This window comes from Alcanivorax nanhaiticus (assembly GCF_000756665.1).
GTDB lineage: Bacteria > Pseudomonadota > Gammaproteobacteria > Pseudomonadales > Alcanivoracaceae > Alcanivorax > Alcanivorax nanhaiticus.
Window position 1 is genome coordinate 137773 of record NZ_ARXV01000003.1, and the last position, 18194, is coordinate 155966.

At 55.4% G+C, this 18194-nt stretch carries 18 protein-coding genes; 11 read left to right on the top strand and 7 right to left on the bottom strand.

Features of this window, described 5'->3' with window-relative positions; all coding sequences use genetic code 11:
• Positions 1 to 57: 57 nt before the first annotated feature.
• Entirely contained in the window at positions 58 to 831 is a 774-nt protein-coding gene (gene gloB / locus Y5S_RS04685) for a hydroxyacylglutathione hydrolase (RefSeq protein ID WP_035230901.1), read from the bottom strand.
• Between the two features lie 43 nt (positions 832 to 874).
• Between gloB and Y5S_RS04690 the strand changes: the two genes are divergently transcribed.
• From Y5S_RS04690 to dnaQ, 3 genes are read left to right on the top strand one after another with little or no spacing between them, the layout of a single operon-like run.
• Positions 875 to 1651, top strand: coding sequence for a class I SAM-dependent methyltransferase (locus tag Y5S_RS04690; RefSeq protein ID WP_035230903.1), 777 nt, complete (start codon positions 875 to 877; stop codon positions 1649 to 1651).
• A 4-nt stretch (positions 1652 to 1655) separates the two neighbouring features.
• A complete protein-coding gene (gene rnhA, locus Y5S_RS04695) occupies positions 1656 to 2117 on the top strand; it encodes a ribonuclease HI (protein WP_269319429.1) in 462 nt (153 codons plus the stop codon).
• The gene (gene dnaQ, locus Y5S_RS04700) at positions 2117 to 2851 is read left to right on the top strand and encodes a DNA polymerase III subunit epsilon (RefSeq protein WP_035230907.1); all 735 of its coding nucleotides are present in this window, start codon (positions 2117 to 2119) and stop codon (positions 2849 to 2851) included. The genes rnhA and dnaQ overlap by 1 nt, the downstream gene beginning before the upstream one ends.
• 150 nt (positions 2852 to 3001) lie before the next feature.
• Here dnaQ and nhaB read toward each other — a convergent pair whose 3' ends face one another.
• Entirely contained in the window at positions 3002 to 4591 is a 1590-nt protein-coding gene (gene nhaB / locus Y5S_RS04705) for a sodium/proton antiporter NhaB (RefSeq protein ID WP_035230909.1), read from the bottom strand.
• Positions 4592 to 5013: 422 nt separating this feature from the next.
• On the opposite strand from nhaB, the gene Y5S_RS04710 reads away from it, so the two are divergent.
• From Y5S_RS04710 to Y5S_RS04735, 6 genes are all read left to right on the top strand, one after another.
• Positions 5014 to 6693, top strand: coding sequence for a hypothetical protein (locus Y5S_RS04710; protein ID WP_035230910.1), 1680 nt, complete (start codon positions 5014 to 5016; stop codon positions 6691 to 6693).
• On the top strand, positions 6690 to 7499 hold the full coding sequence (gene nudC, locus Y5S_RS04715) for an NAD(+) diphosphatase (RefSeq protein ID WP_231552627.1): 810 nt from the start codon (positions 6690 to 6692) through the stop codon (positions 7497 to 7499). Before Y5S_RS04710 ends, nudC begins: the two co-directional genes overlap by 4 nt.
• 2 nt (positions 7500 to 7501) lie before the next feature.
• A complete protein-coding gene (locus tag Y5S_RS04720; RefSeq protein WP_035230913.1) occupies positions 7502 to 8149 on the top strand; it encodes a hypothetical protein in 648 nt (215 codons plus the stop codon).
• Positions 8150 to 8276: 127 nt separating this feature from the next.
• Positions 8277 to 9329, top strand: coding sequence for a protease SohB (sohB, locus tag Y5S_RS04725; RefSeq protein WP_197055099.1), 1053 nt, complete (start codon positions 8277 to 8279; stop codon positions 9327 to 9329).
• Positions 9330 to 9355: 26 nt separating this feature from the next.
• The gene (locus tag Y5S_RS04730; RefSeq protein ID WP_035230915.1) at positions 9356 to 10345 is read left to right on the top strand and encodes a YhdH/YhfP family quinone oxidoreductase; all 990 of its coding nucleotides are present in this window, start codon (positions 9356 to 9358) and stop codon (positions 10343 to 10345) included.
• A gap of 505 nt (positions 10346 to 10850) precedes the next feature.
• Positions 10851 to 11807, top strand: coding sequence for a zinc transporter ZntB (locus Y5S_RS04735; protein ID WP_035230916.1), 957 nt, complete (start codon positions 10851 to 10853; stop codon positions 11805 to 11807).
• A 34-nt stretch (positions 11808 to 11841) separates the two neighbouring features.
• Here the strand turns inward: Y5S_RS04735 and Y5S_RS04740 are convergent, their stop codons facing one another.
• The 3 genes from Y5S_RS04740 to Y5S_RS04750 all read right to left on the bottom strand — a co-directional run bounded on the left by Y5S_RS04740 (position 11842) and on the right by Y5S_RS04750 (position 14351).
• On the bottom strand, positions 11842 to 12330 hold the full coding sequence (locus Y5S_RS04740) for a DUF934 domain-containing protein (RefSeq protein WP_035230918.1): 489 nt from the start codon (positions 12328 to 12330) through the stop codon (positions 11842 to 11844).
• Positions 12323 to 13972: a nitrite/sulfite reductase gene (locus tag Y5S_RS04745; protein ID WP_035230920.1), complete on the bottom strand. Its 1650-nt coding sequence runs from the start codon at positions 13970 to 13972 to the stop codon at positions 12323 to 12325. Before Y5S_RS04745 ends, Y5S_RS04740 begins: the two co-directional genes overlap by 8 nt.
• A gap of 151 nt (positions 13973 to 14123) precedes the next feature.
• Positions 14124 to 14351, bottom strand: a complete 228-nt coding sequence (locus Y5S_RS04750; RefSeq protein ID WP_035230922.1) for a DUF2970 domain-containing protein — start codon at positions 14349 to 14351, stop codon at positions 14124 to 14126.
• A 190-nt stretch (positions 14352 to 14541) separates the two neighbouring features.
• Between Y5S_RS04750 and nfuA the strand changes: the two genes are divergently transcribed.
• A complete protein-coding gene (nfuA, locus tag Y5S_RS04755; RefSeq protein ID WP_035230924.1) occupies positions 14542 to 15135 on the top strand; it encodes a Fe-S biogenesis protein NfuA in 594 nt (197 codons plus the stop codon).
• Between the two features lie 129 nt (positions 15136 to 15264).
• Here nfuA and Y5S_RS04760 read toward each other — a convergent pair whose 3' ends face one another.
• Together Y5S_RS04760 and Y5S_RS04765 are read right to left on the bottom strand one after the other, a co-directional pair.
• Positions 15265 to 16053 (bottom strand): M48 family metallopeptidase, encoded by a 789-nt coding sequence (locus Y5S_RS04760; RefSeq protein ID WP_035230926.1) that lies wholly within the window; start codon positions 16051 to 16053, stop codon positions 15265 to 15267.
• Positions 16054 to 16057: 4 nt separating this feature from the next.
• The gene (locus Y5S_RS04765) at positions 16058 to 17710 is read right to left on the bottom strand and encodes an ABC1 kinase family protein (RefSeq protein ID WP_035230929.1); all 1653 of its coding nucleotides are present in this window, start codon (positions 17708 to 17710) and stop codon (positions 16058 to 16060) included.
• A gap of 101 nt (positions 17711 to 17811) precedes the next feature.
• On the opposite strand from Y5S_RS04765, the gene Y5S_RS04770 reads away from it, so the two are divergent.
• Positions 17812 to 18135 (top strand): SET domain-containing protein, encoded by a 324-nt coding sequence (locus tag Y5S_RS04770; protein ID WP_035230931.1) that lies wholly within the window; start codon positions 17812 to 17814, stop codon positions 18133 to 18135.
• Positions 18136 to 18194 lie beyond the last annotated feature (59 nt).

Consider the following 18194-nt stretch of genomic DNA (forward strand, 5'->3'; position numbering starts at 1 on the left):
AGCAAATATTTTCGTTTAGTTTAGAGAATAGAATCCGCAGCCAGCAAGCTGAAAACGCTAGAAGTTATCTTTCCAGCGACGCAAGGATGCAAAGTATTGCACATCGTCATTGGCGCTGCCGGGTTCCCTGGATTCGCAGGCAGCCTGTATGGCGGGTTCTGCGGTTCGCAAGAATGGGTTGGTATGGCACTCCTCGGCGACGGTGGTCGGCAGAGTAATGTGACCTTGTTCTCTCGCTGTTGTGACTGCGGCAAAGCGTGCCTGAACCCGTTGATCATCAGGGGTCACGGCAATGGCAAACGTCAGATTTGCCAGTGTGTATTCGTGGGCACAGTAGACTTGGGTTTGTGCCGGGAGTTCTGCCAGGCGGTGCAGGGATGCGTGCATTTGTGATGGGGTTCCCTCAAATAGCCTGCCGCAGCCCCCGGCAAACAAGGTGTCGCCGCAGAACAACCAGCCATTGTCGGCATCGTGATAAGCGATGTGACCGAGGGTATGACCTGGCACGTCGAGCACCGTCAGGCTGATACCCAATGCATCGACGGTGATTTGCTGGTTGTCTTCGAGCGGGCAGGTCATGCCGGGAATGGTCTCCCTGGCCGGCCCATAGACCGGGATTTGGCGGTCAGCAATCAGTGCATTGATACCTCCCACGTGATCTGGATGATGATGAGTGATCAGGATTGCCGCCAGATTGAGCCCTTTTTCCTCCAGAAATCGCTCTACGGGTGCCGCATCGCCCGGGTCGACCACCGCGCACTGGCCTTCATGGCAGATCGCCCAAATATAGTTGTCGTTAAATGCCGGGATGGCGATGGGGCTGGCTAACATGACGTGTTACGCTCCTGAAATAAGCCTAAGAGGTATTGTGCTGATGCAGCTGCCGCCACTCAACCGGATCTCGTTCAATACGGGGAATCATGATCAGGAAAAGCACTTTGATGCATGGCTGGAAAGCGAGCCGGGTCAGGCCTTGCTGGATGCAGAGCGTACCATGCTTGAGGAATGGATGCGCAGGCAGGTGGGCCAACGAGCGGTGGCCGTTTATAGCAGCCGTGAGCAGGGCCTCATGGAAGACTGCCCCTTGCGCTGGAAGATGTCTCTCGGGCCGGCAGGTTTCCCAGGTGTAACCGTACAGAGCCGCCTGGATAGCCTGCCATTGGCAAAAAGCAGTGTGGATGTGCTGTTGCTACACCATGTGCTCGACTTCGCGGGTGCTCCGCATCAGGTCCTCAGAGAAGCATGCCGCTCCATTGCACCGGGTGGCAAGATCGCCATCGTCGGCTTTCACCCCCTGAGCATGATGGGCATTGCCCGATGGTTCCTCTGGCGTCATCGTCCAGGCTGGGCCGGGCGTTTCTTCCGGCCAAATCGCGTCACAGATTGGCTGCAGGTACTTGGATTTGAGGTCGATGGGATGGCCAGCGGCTTTTATACTATCCCGTTTGGATCGCAGGGCCGGCAACGCATGCGGTTGTTTGAGTGGCTGGGTAGCATGCTATGGCCGCGCCATGGTGGAACCTACCTGCTGGTTGCCCGCAAACGAGCCGGCGTGGTTAAGCCGCTGCCATCCCGGCAGCGCAAGGTGCCGCGTAACACGGTGGTGCCGGTGCCTGTCGCACGTTGGGGCCAACAAAATCGGGAGTCCTGAATTTTTGGAACAGTTAAAACAAGTCGTGATGTACACCGATGGTGCCTGTAAGGGCAACCCGGGCCCGGGAGGCTGGGGGGTACTGCTTCGTTACGGTGACAAACAGAAAGAGCTGCATGGCGGCGAGCCTGAAACGACCAATAACCGCATGGAGCTGATGGCCGCCATTGCCGGGTTGGAAGCGCTACGCACGCCGTGCAAGGTGGTGCTGACCACGGACTCTCGCTATGTCATGGACGGCATCACCCAGTGGATGGCGAACTGGAAAAAGCGCGGTTGGAAGACTGCCTCGAAGCAGCCAGTCAAAAATGTGGATCTATGGCAGAGGCTGGATGCCGCTGCTGCGCCCCACGAGATAGAGTGGCAGTGGGTAAAGGGCCATAGCGGCCACCCCGGCAATGAGCGGGCTGATGAGCTCGCCAACAAAGGGATTGATGAAATGAATAAACAGAAAGGGATCGCGTGATGCGTCAGGTGGTATTGGATACGGAAACAACCGGCCTTGAGCCCAACGACGGACATCGGGTGATCGAAATCGGTTGTGTGGAAGTGATCAGTCGCCGCATTACCGGTAATAACCTTCATCTCTATCTCAATCCTGAGAGAGAGATTGATGAAGGCGCTTTGGCTGTTCACGGGATCTCCACCGAATTCCTCGCTGACAAGCCCACCTTTGACAAGGTGGTTGACCAGTTTCTTGCTTTTGTTGATGGCGCTGAACTGGTTATCCATAACGCCCCCTTCGATGTAGGCTTCCTGAACCATGAGTTGAAGCGGCTGGGGACATCCTTCGGCACCATCGAGCAGCGTTGCGGTGTACTTGATACGCTGGTGATGGCCCGCCAGAAACATCCCGGCCAGAAGAACAACCTTGATGCGTTGTGTCGCCGCTACGATGTGGAAAACGGCCATCGTGAGTTACACGGCGCCTTGCTTGATGCCGAGATCCTCGCAGATGTCTATCTGGCCATGACTGGCGGGCAGACGAGGCTTTCTCTGGGTGGCAGTGATGCGTCCGATCAGGGAGGGGCTGCAGTGGCGGAAGCGATTAGACGTCTTGATGCTGGCCGTACAGCGTTGAAGGTGGTGAGAGCTTCCGAGGCTGAAGTGAGCCGTCACAAAGACAAGATGAGTGCTATTGGCAGCAGCAACGGCGAACCGACCTTGTGGGAAAAAATGGAGCGAGGCGAACTGCACTGAACTGCAATCTACCCGCTGCCGGTCGCCTCGCTGCGCGTGGCTCGTCCCTCAAGTGGGCAGTTCCTCCCATAAACAAAAAGGCCGCTCCTGAGGGTGCGGCCTTTTTGTTATGGTCGTGCAGCATGTTGCGTGAAGCGTGCCGCGTTAAATCTAATGCCCTTGCTCCGGCTTATCTGTGTACTCGCTGGCGGAGTGGTGGCTGATCCAGCCCTTCTCATACATGGCGTCGGTGGCAGGTTCCAGCACGGTGGCGCTCATGATCAGGCCGGTAATGGACATGACAATGGTGTAAGGCAGCGCCATGACCACCATGCGGCCATAGGACAACCTGACCAGCGGTGCCAGGGCAGACGTCAGCAGGAACAGGAATGCCGCCTGGCCGTTGGGCGTGGCCACGGACGGAATATTGGTGCCTGTGTTAATGGCAACAGCCAGTAGATCAAAGGTGTCCCGGTTGATCTCGCCCTTGAGGAGAGCCTGGCCGACTTCATCGACGTAAACCGTGGCCACAAAGACGTTATCGGAAACCGCAGAGAGCACACCATTGGCCACATAGAAGGCGGGACCCTGTATCGATTTTTCCAGGCTCAGTACATATTCGATCACTGGCGCAAACAGTTGCTGATCTGCAATTACAGCTACTACGGCGAAGAACACGGTGAGCAGGGCGGTAAACGGCAGAGCTTCTTCAAAGGCCGCACCCAAGCGATGCTCTTCGATGATGCCGGTAAATGAGGTAGCAAGAATGATTACGGTAAGGCCAACCAGACCCACTGACGCAGCATGGGTAGCAAGGCCAACCACCAGCCACACGGCGGTGAGCGCCTGAATAACCAGGGCCGCACGGTTTTGCGGGGTGCGTTTGCGATCCTGCTCCAGGGCGTACTGGCGCATGATACCGCGGACTTTCTCTGGAATGTCTTCCCCGTAACCAAAGCTGCCACTGATTTCCAGCAAGACACAGGTGAGCAAGCCTGCTACCAGAACGGGTAGGGTAATGGGGGCCATGCGCAGGAAAAACTCACCGAACTCCCAGCCGGCTTTGTTGGCAATCAGCAGGTTCTGGGGCTCGCCCACCAGCGTACAGACTCCCCCCAGCGCGGTACCCACAGCAGCGTGCATGAGCAGGCTGCGCAGAAAAGAGCGGAATCGGCGCAGATCTTCACGGTGCAGGTCTTCTACGGTGGTGTCATCACCATGGTCATGCTTTTGCTGGAATGTCTTGCCGGAAGCAACCTTGTGGTAGATACCATAAAAACCGGTGCAGACCGCAATCACTACTGCGGTCACGGTCAGCGCATCCAGGAAGGCAGAGAGCACGGCAGCTGCGATACAGAACAGCAGACTCAGGCGGACCTTGGATTTCACCCCCAGCAGGATGCGGGTAAACATGAACAGCAGCAGATCCTTGAGAAAGAAAATGCCGGCCACCATAAAAATAAGCAGCAGCATGACTTCCAGGTTGCCCTCCACCTTGTGCAGTACCGTGTCTGGAGAGGTCAACCCAATCAGAACCGCCTCGATGGCCAGCAAACCACCGGGCTGTAGCGGGTAGCACTTGAGCGCCATCGCCAGGGTGAAGATGAACTCGGCAAGCAGCAACCAACCGGCAGCTACCGGCCCCAAAGTGAAGGCGACCAGGGGGTTGATCACCAGAAAACTCATGATGGTGTACTTGTACCAGGCGGGAGCCTGGCCGAGAAAGTTCTGCAAGAAGGCACGGCCAAAGGACGCGGGCATCATCATTACCTGCTGACGTCGGGTGTATAGAGAAGGAGGCGGCGCAATGATAAGGAGTTGATCTGCCCCAGTACAGTGCAAAAGTGGGACATATTGTCCTAGATCAAGGTCGTATTGAGAGGGTGGCAGGTTGGGGGTAAGGAGAGCGTTATCTGGTTGCCCCGCGAGAGTGTGTTAAGGTTAACAAAAATCCGATAAATCAGTTGTTTACCAATGAAAGTTGACGCATTGTTTAATCCCGTGCCAAAGTTGGTGCATCTTGTTTTACAATCGTTGTGCCATGCATTCACCCTTTGGAAGGGAGGGATGGATGTCCGGTGGTTAGCGGGTTTGGCGTTTATGGTGGCGTTCGTGGCCTCTATTAATGTGCCGCCGGAAAAACGATCTGATGATAATAACAGTTTGGTGCTTGCGGAGAGTCCATGGTTGCCATAACAAATACCACCTCCCTGACGTTTCTCAAGGAAGCGATCGATAGCACTCTTACAGAGGCGGAAAATCGCCTGGAAGTGTTTTCCGAGAATCACAGCCTCCAGGAAGAATTGACCTATATCGCAGACTCTTTCCAGCAATTGCGGGGCATCTGCCAGGTAGTTGAATTGCCTGCTGCTGCGCTAATGAGCGAGGAAATGGGGCTGGCTGCAAGGGAGCTGCGGGAAAAGGTGTCCGACGCCCGGGTGCAGGCCCTGGGTAACGCGATTGTGTTGCTTACGCGATATTTCGATTACGTTCAGCTCAAGAATCGGACGCTCCCGGCGCTGTTGATCGGCGGGTTGAATGATCTTCGCCGCGCCAACGGCAAACCCCTGATTCAGGAAAGCCATTTTTTCAGTGCTGACCTGTCAGTGCCGCGTACCCCGGCGGCCAAAGTCAGTGAGTTGAGTCGCTCTGAGCTGCCGGGGCTGGCGCGCCGTTTGCGCCACATGTACCAGGTCGGTCTATTGGGCATTCTCCGGGAAGAGAGCGCCAAACCTAATTTGAAGTTGATGGGCCGTGCGCTTGCCCGCTTGGACAAGGCCGCTGGACCCTGCGGCATGAGCCGTTTCCTGTGGGTGGCACAAGGTGTACTCACCGCCATGTTCAGCGACGATATGGCAATCACTCCCGCACGCAAGGCGCTGTTCTCGCAATATGACCGCCAGCTGAAAAATCTGGTTTACGGTGGCGAACAGGCATTCGATGCGGAAGCGCCACTTTTGCTGGTGAAGGAGAGCCTGTATCTGGTTTCCCTCAGTCAGCTGCAGAGTGGGGTGGTCGATGAGATCAAGACTGCCTACTCACTCAAAAACAGTATTTCTGATGAAGAACTGCAGCGCGAACTGTCGTTGATGACAGGAGCGAGCGGTTCTGTTATTCGCTCTGTCGCTAGCGCCATGCGCGATGAAATCGGAGAGTTGAAGCACAGCCTGGATATGGCCTCTCAGGGCGTGGCGGATACCAATTATCAGCAAGTGGGGGAAAGCTTGCAGCGATTGGGCAGCACGCTTTCCATGATTGGTAAAGATGACGAGGCAGCTGCGATCAAGCAGCGTGGCGTGTTGGTCGCCAAGTGGAGCGCAGATCAGAGTGTGGAAAGTGAAGATTTTCATGCGCTGGTGGATGATTTGCTGACCATCGAAAATGTGGCTGCCAACCTGGAGCGAAGCCTGGCACCGGAAGATGACGTGCACCGTGCAGCGTCCAATTCGGCCATATCCCTGTATCAACTGGATGACGCACGAATGACTGTGGTCGGCGAATGCCGAGCGGGGCTGGCACTGGCCAAGCGTTCCATCAGCTCGTTCATGGACAACAACTGGGACGCCATGCATTTGTCGAACCTGCCTGGCACCTTCGCATCCATCGCTGGCGGGCTGATGTTCCTGGATCTTGAGCGTGCGAAAGGTGTTACCGAGTCTTGCCATAAATATATCGTCAAGCAGCTCATCGAAGGCCCGGAAAATCCCACCCGGGAAAATATGGAAACGCTCGCTGATGCTCTGACCGGTGTGGATTACTACCTGGAAAGCATGGAAGAACAGAAGCCCATTGGTGATGGTGTGCTGGAAGTGGCGGAAGAGAGCATGAAGGCCCTGGGCTATCCGGTTAACAAGGTCGCATGATGATAGACCTGTCCCGTCCAGAGCAGGGTGATGCGGAGCACGGCCGCTGCTATGTGATCCACGAGCAGAACATCTTGCTCGATCAGGATATGCGTATTCCCGTATTGCCGGCGTTCCTGCTGCGTCAGCACCCTGATTATCATTTTCTTGGTTGGCTTGATGGTGAGCCGTGCTATGTCTGTGAATTGGCTCGCCATGAACTGGATGATGGCAGCCTTCAGTCGGTTGCTCAGCGCCACATGCTGGCAGGGGACCTGAATGAAGCCGGCTTTAGCATGTTCAGCAGGGCGCTTCAGTTCCTGAGTTGGCAGAAAAACCATCGTTTTTGTAGCCGCTGCGGGTGCCCCACTCATGCCCATGGCAAAGAGCTCTGTATGCAATGCGAGCAGTGTGGATATACCCAGTACCCGCGCATCACGCCTTGTGTCATTACCCTGGTCACGAACGGAGAGAGAGCCTTGCTGGGCAGATCGACCCGATTCCCAAACGGCATGTTTTCCTGCCTTGCGGGCTTTATGGAAGCCGGGGAAAGTGCTGAGCAGGCGTTGGTGCGCGAAGTGCGCGAAGAAACCGGTGTTGAGGTTGGCAAACTTACCTATTTGGGTAGTCAGTCCTGGCCGTTTCCTCATTCTCTGATGCTGGCATTTCATGCTGACTATGCCGGTGGTGAGATTGTGATTGATGATGATGAAATCGTGGCTGCTGACTGGTTCCATTATCGAGACTTACCAATGATCCCGCCCCGAGGGAGCATTGCACGTACCCTGATTGACAGCTGGATTGCTGGACTGGAATCCAAGGAATAACCATGAACTACACCCTTGCCCCATTAATTCTCTTTGCCTTTAGCCTGTTCTTTGTTCTGGCGGGAGCCTGGATTCTGTTACGGCAGAAATGGTTGTTGCAATGGCTGAAGGGGACAGGAGGTTTGCTGCTGGTGGGTATGGCAGTTTACCTGAGCGTGTTTGCGCTCAATATTTATGGTTATCGTGAGTATGCGCAGGAAGTCCCTGTTGCCACGGTCAGCTTCCGTCAGTCCGGCGAACAGTCTTTTATCGCCACCGTGACTCGAACTGATGGTGTAGCGGAGGATTTCCGGTTGAAAGGAGACCAGTGGCAACTGGACGCCCGCATTCTGAAATGGAAAGTGCCGTTTGCCTTGCTGGGCCTCAAGCCGGGTTACCAGCTTGACCGGATTTCGGGGCGCTACTACGCACTGGAAGACGAGCGCTCCCTGGATCGCACCGTATACAGCCTGCACCGTGATCCTGTTGGCTTTGATGTGTGGAAAATGGCGAAGGATGGCTGGAGCCTGATCATCGATGCCCGTTATGGTAGTGCGGCTTATTTGCCAATGGCGGATGGTGCCCTTTTTGAAGTCACCGCTGGACAAACGGGGCTGGTCGCTCGCCCCATGAATGGAAGCGCTCAGCAAGCCATTTCCGGCTGGAACTGATTTCACACCGGGCCAATCACCATTGATTGGCTCTCCCTCAAGTATCCCCAGCCGCCTTGCTTAGGTAGAATCTTCCGAATTCTGCCTGCCGGGCAGGCAACGATCTTTCAATTCAAGCAGGTATACCGTGATAGCGTTTCTTTCTGAGTACGGCATGTTTCTCGCCAAAGTGGCCACACTGGTGGTGGCCATGTTGTTCATTATTGGTGGTATTGCGGCCACGGCGTCCCGTGGGCGTCACAAGGGCGAGCAGGATGGGGAGCTCAAGGTTCGCCATCTCAACGACGAATTTGATGACCTGAAGGATGCGCTGGAGGCGGAGATTCTGCCTGAAGCTCAGCGCAAGAAAGCGCATAAAGAGAAACAGAAGCAGGAAAAACGGGAAGCCAAGCAAAAGAAAAAGGCGGGTACCGAAGATAAAGTGCCACCGCGACTGTTTGTGCTTGATTTTGATGGTGATGTGCAAGCCAGTGACGTAGAAACCCTGCGCCGTGAAATCAGTGCCATCCTGCAAGTGGCCAACCAGAACGATGAAGTACTGGTGCGCCTGGAAAGCCCCGGTGGTCTGGTCCATAGCTATGGTCTGGCTGCTTCTCAGCTGCGCCGCATTCGTAACAGTGGCATCAAGCTGACTGTCGCCGTTGACCGTGTGGCTGCCAGCGGTGGCTATATGATGGCCTGTATCGCAGACCGTATCGTTGCTGCACCATTTTCTATCATCGGATCCATTGGCGTGGTCGCGCAGATTCCCAATTTCCATCGTTTGTTGAAAAAGAACGATATCGATGTAGAGCTGATGACGGCGGGGGAGTACAAGCGTACCCTGACCATGCTCGGTGAAAACACCGAAAAAGGCCGCGCTAAATTCCAGGAAGAGCTGGAAGACACCCATCAGCTGTTCAAAGACTTTGTTCGTGAGAATCGTCGCGGATTGGATCTGGACAAGGTGGCCACTGGTGAGCACTGGTTCGGCATCCAGGCAAAAGAGATGGGCCTGGTAGACGAGATCATGACCAGCGACGAGCTACTGCAACAGCGCAAGGATACTGTCACCCTCTACCAGGTTAACTGGGAAGTGAAGCGCAAGCTGGGTGAGCGCCTGGGTTTCTCGATGGAGACAACCCTGCAACGCGTTATCGAGCGCCTCTGGCATCGAGGCAGTCAGCGCCAGATTCACTGATTCGCTCTTGGCACAGGAGAAGACCTATGACCTTCCAGGCACTACAGACCCGTGAAACGGATGGTGGCTACCAAACGGATTTGATTGAGCGTGAGTTGTCTGAGCTCGGCAACGAGGGTGTATTGGTTCGTGTGCAGTGGTCTTCACTGAACTATAAAGATGCTTTGTCCGCCACCGGCAACAAGGGTGTCACTCGCAAGTTTCCACACACCCCTGGCATTGATGCTGTGGGGGTGGTTGAGGAAGCGGGGGACGGACCGTTTTCCGTAGGGGATGCGGTTATCTGTACCGGATATGATCTTGGTATGAACACCGATGGCGGCTATGCACAGTATATTCGGGTGCCCGCCGAATGGCTGGTCCCCTTGCCGGAGGGCATGGCCCCCCGTGATGCCATGGTGCTGGGTACCGCAGGACTGACGGCGGCGTTGTGTGTCGAGTCTTTACTGGATACTGGCGTCAATCCTGATCAGGGGCCGGTACTGGTTACTGGCGCCACCGGCGGTGTCGGTAGCGTCAGTGTGGCCATTCTCGCAAAGCTGGGTTTTGAGGTCGTTGCGGTATCAGGCAAGGAAGATGCCGTTGAATGGCTCAAGACGCTCGGCGCTGCTCAAGTGATCGACCGTGCCACTTTCCTCGAGAATGCCGGCAAACCCATGCTCAAGGAGCAATGGGCGGGTGCTGTCGATTGCGTGGGCGGTGATGCACTGACTACCGCCCTGAAAAGCGTCAAGTATGGTGGCAGTGTGGCCTGCTGTGGCCTTGCCGGCTCCCCGGAACTGAATATGACGGTGTTCCCGTTCATTCTTCGCGGTATCAATCTGCTTGGGGTCGATAGTGTTGAGCTGCCCGTCGAGATCAAACAACAGATGTGGCAATTGCTTGCTGATGAGTGGATCCCGGGCGGCATGAGCAAGCTGGAAGCTGCTGAAATCGGGCTTGAAGAAGTCAACGATTGGGTGGCCCGCATTCTTAAAGGCGGCGTAAGAGGCCGCGTAGTGGTTCGCCTGCCCTGATGGAGCGCGCGCGGCTTGGTCGCGCGCACTCTCCCTGTTTTTATGCCCGTTCCGCATTCATTCTAAACTTCCTTCGAGTCACCACATAAAGCAGTTTATTGGCTTTTATGCTTTGTCTCTGCTCACCCCAAGCTGGCTTAATCGTTCTGTCGTGAGGATTGTCTCGCTTACATCATTGAAGTGAGCTACGCGCATCATCGCGGTCGAACGCCCGCTCCCACAGAAGACCGCACCGTGCTTTGTGGGAGCGGGCGTTCGACCGCGAAATCCCCGATCCCATAAGAGACCCTCAGCATTTGAGGAAAACCTAACAGGTAATGACGCTGAAACTCAGCTCAATAAAACCCTGAGTGCTCAGGACTGAAACCCGGTGCATGCAAGGCGGCAAGGATCACTGCCGGGTTCTGCTTCCTCGACAAGTTTCCTCCCTCTGTAAGCGCTGGATTTCAGGGCTACGATTGATTCATTATCAGAGCTGGCAGCGTTGCCAGAGTAAGGACACCGAATGGACAAAGAACATTGGTTCAAGATTGCCTGTTACCTTGATGGTCAGGGTGGTTGTACTCCCTTTGGTTCAGGGGATGAGTTGCAGTCGGAGCGCACGCATTGGGTGCACCTGGATTATACCCAGCAGCAAAGCACTGCGTGGATGCACGCCAACAAGGTTCCCGAGCGGGTCATTGAGGCTTTGACTGCTTCAGAAACACGCCCTAGAGCATCCGAGGTGGCGGGAGGCTTGCTGGTTTACTTGCGGGGCGTGAATTTGCAACCAGGGGCACGCCCCGAAGATATGATTGCCTTGCGGCTGTGGTTGGGGCCGAACGGGGTGATCAGTACCCAGAAGCGCACGCTGTTGACGGTAGAGACTGTAGAGACCGACCTGCTCCAGGGAGAGGGCGTACACTCAAGCACCGCCCTCGTTGCTCGGCTGGTGGATGAGCTCACCTGGCGCATGGAGGATGTGATTGAAAACCTGGAGACAGAAGTGGAGAGCTGTGCCGAGCAGCTGGAGGCCTCACCAACAGCTTCACTGACAGCGCAGCTCAGTCTGCTTAGGCGCCGGGCCATCACGCTGCGTCGTTATCTGGCGCCGCAACGTGAGGCGCTGAGCAAGTTGCAGACGGATCGCATGTTTACCGATGCAGACGTGCTGCAGATTCGTGAAGCCTCGGATCGTTTGTTGCGGCTGGTAGAGGACCTGGATGCCGCACGGGAACATGCCACCCTGCTTCAGGAAGAGGTCTTCGCGGTGCAGAATGAGGCGATTAATGACCGCATGTATCTGCTGGCAATCATCTCTGCACTTTTCTTGCCGCTGGGTTTTCTCACCGGCTTGTTTGGTATCAATGTGGGTGGCCTGCCGGGCGTGGAAAACGAAAAGGCGTTTTGGTGGTTCTGTGCCGGCATGAGTGTGATTGCGCTTGGCGTGGTGATCTGGATGCGAAAACGCCGCTGGTTTTAGCAGCGGCGTTTTCAGAGGGGCAGTGGCAGCCGGATCAGGCGCGACGGTAAATCGGTCGCGGGTCCATCACGTCACCCTGATAGCTGACGGTGAAATCCTTCAGGCCTGCCAGGGCATCTTCAATGCTGCGATCCGAACGGATCTCAAAGGCATTGAATCCGCAGCGCTGCAGATAAAACAGCTGGTCTCGTAGCACATCACCGGTAGCACGGATCTCGCCCTTGAAGCCATAACGTGTGCGCAGCTCTCGAGCATAAGAGTAACCACGGCCATCCTTGAAGGCAGGGAAGTGGATCGCGATCAGAGGCAGTTGCTGCAGATCGTCTTCCAGATCACGGGGCTCTTCACCCGGCGCGAGCCACACCGCTACCTCGCCACGAGCGATGAGGGTGTCACGATTGGCTTGCCAGTAGGCGAGAGGGACAATGATTTTGCCTTCAGGCAGGGCATTCTCCAGAGATTCGCCTTCCAGACGCCGCCACAGGTTGTCCACGATGGCACCATCAATGATGACCTTATCCATAGATGCGCTCCTTGAACGTGTCCATACCAATGCGTTCGTAAGTATCAATAAAGGGTTCGTTCTCGTGGCGCTTTTCCACGTAGAGGTCGATGATCTTCTGAATCACATCAGTGACTTCATCAGCCTCAAATGACGGCCCCAGTTTCTCGCCTACGCGGGTGAATTGATCACCACGACCACCCAGGGTGATCTGGTAGAACTCTTTACCTTTCTTGTCCACGCCCAGAATGCCGATATGGCCAATGTGGTGGTGGCCACAGGCGTTCATGCAGCCGGAAATATTCAGATCCAGCGTGCCCAGGTCATGCAGGTAGTCCAGATCAGAGAAACGATGCTGAATGGATTCTGCAATCGGGATGGACTTGGCATTGGCCAGCGCACACAGGTCACCGCCGGGGCAGCAGACCATGTCGGTGAGCAGACCCAGGTTCGGGGTGGCGAAGCCCAGGGCATCCAGCTTCTGCCACAGGGTGAACAGATCGCTGTTGGCGACGTCCGCCAGCACCATGTTCTGCTGGTGGCTGTTACGGATCTCGCCAAAGCTGTACTGGTCGGCAAGATCTGCGACCGCGTCCAGCTGATCATGAGTAATATCGCCCGGCACCCGAGATGTCTTCTTCAGGGTGAGGGTGACTGCACGATAGCCAGCCTCTTTGTGGGCGTGGGTGTTGGTGTGATACCAGCGGTTAAAGGCCTTGTTATCGGCCAGCTGCGCTTCCAGCTCGCTGTTGTCGGCGCTGCTGTTGTAGGCCGGTGCAGTGAAGCACTGCTTGATGCGCTGAACCTCTTCGTCGGTGAGGGTCATGGGGCCATCTTTCAGCTCGGCGAACTCTTCTGCAACCAGCTCACGGTATTTATCAGCACCCAGTGCTTTTACCAGGATCTTGATGCGGGCCTTGTACTTGTTGTCCCGGTTGCCGTACTTGTTGTACACACGCAGGATCGCTTCCAGATAGGAAAGCAGATGCTGCCAGGGAACAAACTCGCCAATCACGGCACCGGTCATGGGAGTACGGCCCAGGCCGCCACCTGCCCAGACTTCAAAGCCGGTTTCGCCTGCGTCGTTATGGACGATCTGCACACCGATATCGTGAACACCAATAATGGCCGGATCTTCATCCGGTACGGCGTTGACGGCAATCTTGAACTTGCGCGGAAGGTAAGCGAACTCAGGATTGAAGGTAGACCACTGGCGAATGATTTCGCACCAGGGGCGTGGATCTTCAATCTCTTTGGGGTTCACACCAGCCAGTTCATCGGTGGTGGTGTTACGAATACAGTTACCGCTGGTCTGGATACCATGCATCTGCACTTCGGCCAGTTCAGCCAGGATATCGGGCACGTCTTCCAGCGCCGGCCAGTTGAGCTGGATGTTCTGCCGGGTGCTTACATGGCAGAAACCCTTGTCATAGGTGCGGGTGATGTGAGCCAGGCGGCGCAGCTGGGCGCTGGACAGCAAGCCATAAGGAACGGCAATGCGCATCATGGGCGCATAGCGTTGAACGTAGAGACCGTTTTGCAGACGCAGAGCAAGAAACTCATCTTCGCTCAGTTCGCCAGCAAGATAACGGCGGGTCTGGTCACGATACTGTGCCACCCGTTCTTCCAGCAATCGCTGATCATGTTCCTGATAAACGTACATGGGACCGTATACCGTCCTTAATGCTTGAGAATTCAATAAGTAAGGAGTGCCTTACTATAGGCAGTGCGGCACTCTAGCAAAGCGCCCTTATAGTTAAAAGAAATATCTTGGCATATCTCTATAACCTGGGGCGCTTAAAAAATGCGCAAATTTACTTGGCTGCGGCATCCAATACCATGTTGACGGTAATGACCATACCGATCACCAGTGCGATCACCAGAATCACATAGACACCGATGTAGTTACCGGCATCACCCTTGGTGAAGTCTCGTTCGCGGTTCTTGCCACTCTGTACGCCAAACAAGGCGGCCAGAATGCTCTGGATCGTCTGGAACAGAGAAGGCTTGTCCTGCTTTTCGCTATCGCTTGGCTCGGTCATTATGGCCCCTTGGCTGCCAACACGGCTTTGGAGAGGCGCATATTCTACGCCTCCCAACCGAGGACTTACAGCCTGACCGTAAATAGGGCACTGGATCATTTGCAACTGCGGAGTACCTGACTAAAATAGTCGGAATAGTCCGGTGGCTTGAAGCCCCGAGGACTGTCAGAAACCCGGATCAGGAAGGCTAATGTCAGAGCAGTTGATCAAGATTACGGAACCCGCCCAGGAATACCTGCGTGATTTGCTTGGCAAGCAGGACCAGGACGGTATCGGTGTGCGTATTTTTGTAGAGCGCCCCGGCACTCCCCATGCTGAGTGCTGCATGGCTTACTGCCCGGAAGGTGAGCAGGAAGCGGATGATATGCGCCTCGACTTTGAAGGGTTTCATGCCTGGATCGAGGGCAAGAGTGTTCGTTATCTGGAAGATGCGGTTATTGATTACAAGAAGGACAGCATGGGTGGGCAGCTGACTTTCCGTGCGCCAAAGTCGCGTGTGCCGGACATCAGCGACGATGCTTCCATCGAGGAAAAGATCAATTACGTGCTTTATGCCGAGATCAACCCCAATCTGGCCAGCCATGGCGGCAGCGTGCAGCTACTGGAACTGACTGAGGACATGGTTGCCGTTCTGGAGTTCGGAGGCGGTTGTCAGGGTTGTTCGGTGGTCGATGTCACTCTGCGGGATGGGGTGGAAAAAACGCTGAAGGAGCGCATCCCGGAGTTAACCGGAGTGCGTGACAAGACAGACCACACCGTAACGGACAATGCGTACTACAGTTAAAGGCAGCCGCGAGCTACGAGCTTCGAGCTACCAGTAAAAACAAAAAACGCAGCTGTTGAGGCTGCGTTTTTTTGTTTTAGGGTTTTTCTCGTAGCTCGTAGCTCGTAGCTAAAAGCTCATAGCGGGTTTTTACCCGCAGCTCGGATTGCGTCCCGCAGCCTTGGCCTTGTTATACAACGGCATCACTTCCGGCAGCTTTGACTGAAGGCCGTTGATACGGGTTTCGTTGGAGGGGTGGGTAGACATGAATTCTGGCGGTTCGCCGCCATTGGCAGCAGCCATGTTAACCCACAGGTTGATGCTTTCACGGGGGTCAAAACCCGCCTTGGCCATCAGCTGAAGACCAATGATGTCAGCTTCTGCCTCATGCTTGCGGCTGAAAGGAAGGGAAACACCATACTCGGCACCCAGCCCCAAAGCGGCAAAGATTCCTTGCTTCACAGCGGTATCCTGGCCTGCGATGGCGCCAATCAGTCCCAGGCCATTCTGGGTAGCGTATTCAAGCGACATGCGCTCGTTGGAATGTTGCGCCTGAACATGGCCGATTTCATGGCCAATAACGGTGGCCAACTGGGACTGGTTCTTGGCGACCTTCAAAAGTCCGGTGTTTACCCCGATTTTGCCTCCCGGCAGGGCGAAGGCGTTGGCTGCGTTATCCTCGAACAGATTCACTTCCCAGGACTGCTTTTCAGGCAGGGTGGTGGTGATGGCATTGGCCACACAGCGTACGTAGGCCGCCTGACTCTGATTGCCGCTGACGGGAGTCTCTTGCTTGATCTGTGCGTACGCTGTAGCACCCATTTCATTCATCTGATCTTCTGGCATCAGCAAAAACTGGTTGCGGCCCAGCGGAGAGGTCGCGCAGGCGGTCAGCATGCCGACCATTACCGTCACCAGAATTTTTCCTTTATATTTCATTCAATTACTCCCACTCCCTCAGGAAGCGCCTGGAAATAAACATCAGCCAGCTGGCCCAGCCGGCACTACCCAAAAATACCAGCAACCCTAACAGAGACACCCCCCAGGGGGCTGGGGCTACCTTTCCGGCCAACAGGATACTGCCGCTGATAAAGCCTGCAACTACTATCAATGCCTGCACCTGCCGATACTGGCTTCGCTCAAGCCGGGAGACCAGCCGTTCCAGGTGTCGCGGGTCGATGCCGCTATCCTGTTGAGGCCCTTGTCCCGGGACGGACGGCGGGGCGTACACTTTGTCGACAACGTCCAGTGCCCGCAGGCTCAGGCTTTTCGCCAGTCTTACAGGCGAATAACGGGTGCGGATCATGCGCTTGAGCAAAGGTTCCGCTTCCGTCATCAGGTCAAAATCCGGATTCAGCATTCTGCCAAAACCTTCCAGTGTAATGATCGCCTTGATCAGCAGGGCGATGTCACTGGGCAGCACCAGATTGTGGTTGCGCACCATGGCGGTCACATCAACCAGCAGCGCCGTAATATCCAGCTCTGCCAGCGCGACGCCGTGATATTGGCTGATGATGTCTTCCACATCTGACACCAGCTGATCGAATTTGATCGGTTGACCATCGGACCACTGCGTCAACACGCCAGCGCACTGTTCAGCTTCTCGAAGCACGACAGAGCGGGTGAGTTGAAGAATCTGTTCACGACGATTGTGACTGAGTTTGCCCACCATGCCGAAATCCAGCATGGCAATGCGATTGCTCTGCAGGATGATGAAGTTGCCGGGATGAGGATCGGCGTGAAAAAAACCATCTTCAAGCACCATCTTCCACGCGGCCAGGGCGCCTCGCCGCGCTACCAGCTTGCGATCCAGACCGGCTTCTTCCAGTTGGGTAACGGCCCTGGCGGGGATGCCTTGCACCAGATCCTGCACCTGCAGCGTCGCGGAAGACAACTCCCAGTGTACGCGTGGGATGGACAGCCACTTCAGCGAACGCATGTTCTTGCGGATGCGGTCTGCGTTGCGGGCTTCGATGGTGAAATCCAGCTCACGGAGCAAGGAGCGCCGGAATTCCCGCACCAGTTCAACCGGGCGGTAGCGACGCAGTTCCACAGAGTTGTCTGAGGCCAGCTTGGCCAGTTGATCCAGTAGCCGTAAATCAGACTCGATTTTGTCGCGGATACCGGGCTTCTGGATTTTGAGAACCACTTTTTGCCCACGGCGGGTGATCGCGCTGTGTACCTGGCCAATCGAAGCGACCCCAATCGGCTCAGGGTCTACGCGAGCAAACAGCGCAGAGATGGGCTTGCCCAAGGCAGCTTCAACCTGCGGGGTGAGTTCATCAAAGGGAATGGCTGTCGCCTGATCCTGCAACTTCTCGAATTCGTTGATCCAGTCCATGGGGAACAGGTCGACGCGGGTGGCCAGTACCTGGCCCAGTTTGACATAGGTCGGCCCCATCTCTTCCATGGCATGACGAAGCCGTTCTGCCGTGCCCATGCGCAGCATGTCGCCCTTTACCGGGCTGCGCACCAGCTTGCCGGCCTGCTCAATAGGTGTAGACAAGCCAAGACGGCGTATCACATCAGCAAAACCATAGCGAAACAGGATGGTGGCCAGTTCGTTCATGCGCAGCAGGTCTTTGCCGGTATGCATTAGATTCACAAACGTATCCCTGTCATAAAAAAGTGATTCCCTGAAGACTGTGACATTCTCTGGCAAAATGCCAGAGCGACAATAAACAGGAACATTGAAAAATGCCCAAGCCTTATCTGCGTGACGACCTCATCGAGGTCCGGGAAAGTGAACTGCATGGACGAGGCCTGTTTGCAGCCCAGCCAATTGCCAAGGGGACGGAGCTCGGCTTATGCAAGGCCCGGCGTACCAAGGGTGAAGGCCCCCATGTATTGTGGATTGATGATGACGGCAAGGAAAAATATCAGGTTCAGTGTGACCTGAAATTTATCAATCATGGCAAAAAGCCCAATGTGGCCTATTACGATGACCTGACGGTGGTGGCCTTGAAGAAGATCAAGGCAGGGGAGGAGTTGCTGCATGATTATGGTGATGAGTGGGAGTGAAAGAGCAGTTAATAGTTAACAGTGAATAGTTAATAGCTAAAACCCAAATTCAAAACCAT

Bases quoted from the DNA above. Each gene is read 5' to 3' on its own strand.
- gloB (WP_035230901.1), bottom strand. From the start codon at position 831: ATGTTAGCCAGCCCCATCGCCATCCCGGCATTTAACGACAACTATATT.
- Y5S_RS04690 (WP_035230903.1), top strand. From the start codon at position 875: ATGCAGCTGCCGCCACTCAACCGGATCTCGTTCAATACGGGGAATCAT.
- dnaQ (WP_035230907.1), top strand. From the start codon at position 2,117: ATGCGTCAGGTGGTATTGGATACGGAAACAACCGGCCTTGAGCCCAAC.
- nhaB (WP_035230909.1), bottom strand. From the start codon at position 4,591: ATGCCCGCGTCCTTTGGCCGTGCCTTCTTGCAGAACTTTCTCGGCCAG.
- Y5S_RS04710 (WP_035230910.1), top strand. From the start codon at position 5,014: ATGGTTGCCATAACAAATACCACCTCCCTGACGTTTCTCAAGGAAGCG.
- nudC (WP_231552627.1), top strand. From the start codon at position 6,690: ATGATGATAGACCTGTCCCGTCCAGAGCAGGGTGATGCGGAGCACGGC.
- Y5S_RS04720 (WP_035230913.1), top strand. From the start codon at position 7,502: ATGAACTACACCCTTGCCCCATTAATTCTCTTTGCCTTTAGCCTGTTC.
- Y5S_RS04730 (WP_035230915.1), top strand. From the start codon at position 9,356: ATGACCTTCCAGGCACTACAGACCCGTGAAACGGATGGTGGCTACCAA.
- Y5S_RS04735 (WP_035230916.1), top strand. From the start codon at position 10,851: ATGGACAAAGAACATTGGTTCAAGATTGCCTGTTACCTTGATGGTCAG.
- Y5S_RS04740 (WP_035230918.1), bottom strand. From the start codon at position 12,330: ATGGATAAGGTCATCATTGATGGTGCCATCGTGGACAACCTGTGGCGG.
- Y5S_RS04745 (WP_035230920.1), bottom strand. From the start codon at position 13,972: ATGTACGTTTATCAGGAACATGATCAGCGATTGCTGGAAGAACGGGTG.
- Y5S_RS04750 (WP_035230922.1), bottom strand. From the start codon at position 14,351: ATGACCGAGCCAAGCGATAGCGAAAAGCAGGACAAGCCTTCTCTGTTC.
- nfuA (WP_035230924.1), top strand. From the start codon at position 14,542: ATGTCAGAGCAGTTGATCAAGATTACGGAACCCGCCCAGGAATACCTG.
- Y5S_RS04760 (WP_035230926.1), bottom strand. From the start codon at position 16,053: ATGAAATATAAAGGAAAAATTCTGGTGACGGTAATGGTCGGCATGCTG.
- Y5S_RS04765 (WP_035230929.1), bottom strand. From the start codon at position 17,710: ATGCATACCGGCAAAGACCTGCTGCGCATGAACGAACTGGCCACCATC.
- Y5S_RS04770 (WP_035230931.1), top strand. From the start codon at position 17,812: ATGCCCAAGCCTTATCTGCGTGACGACCTCATCGAGGTCCGGGAAAGT.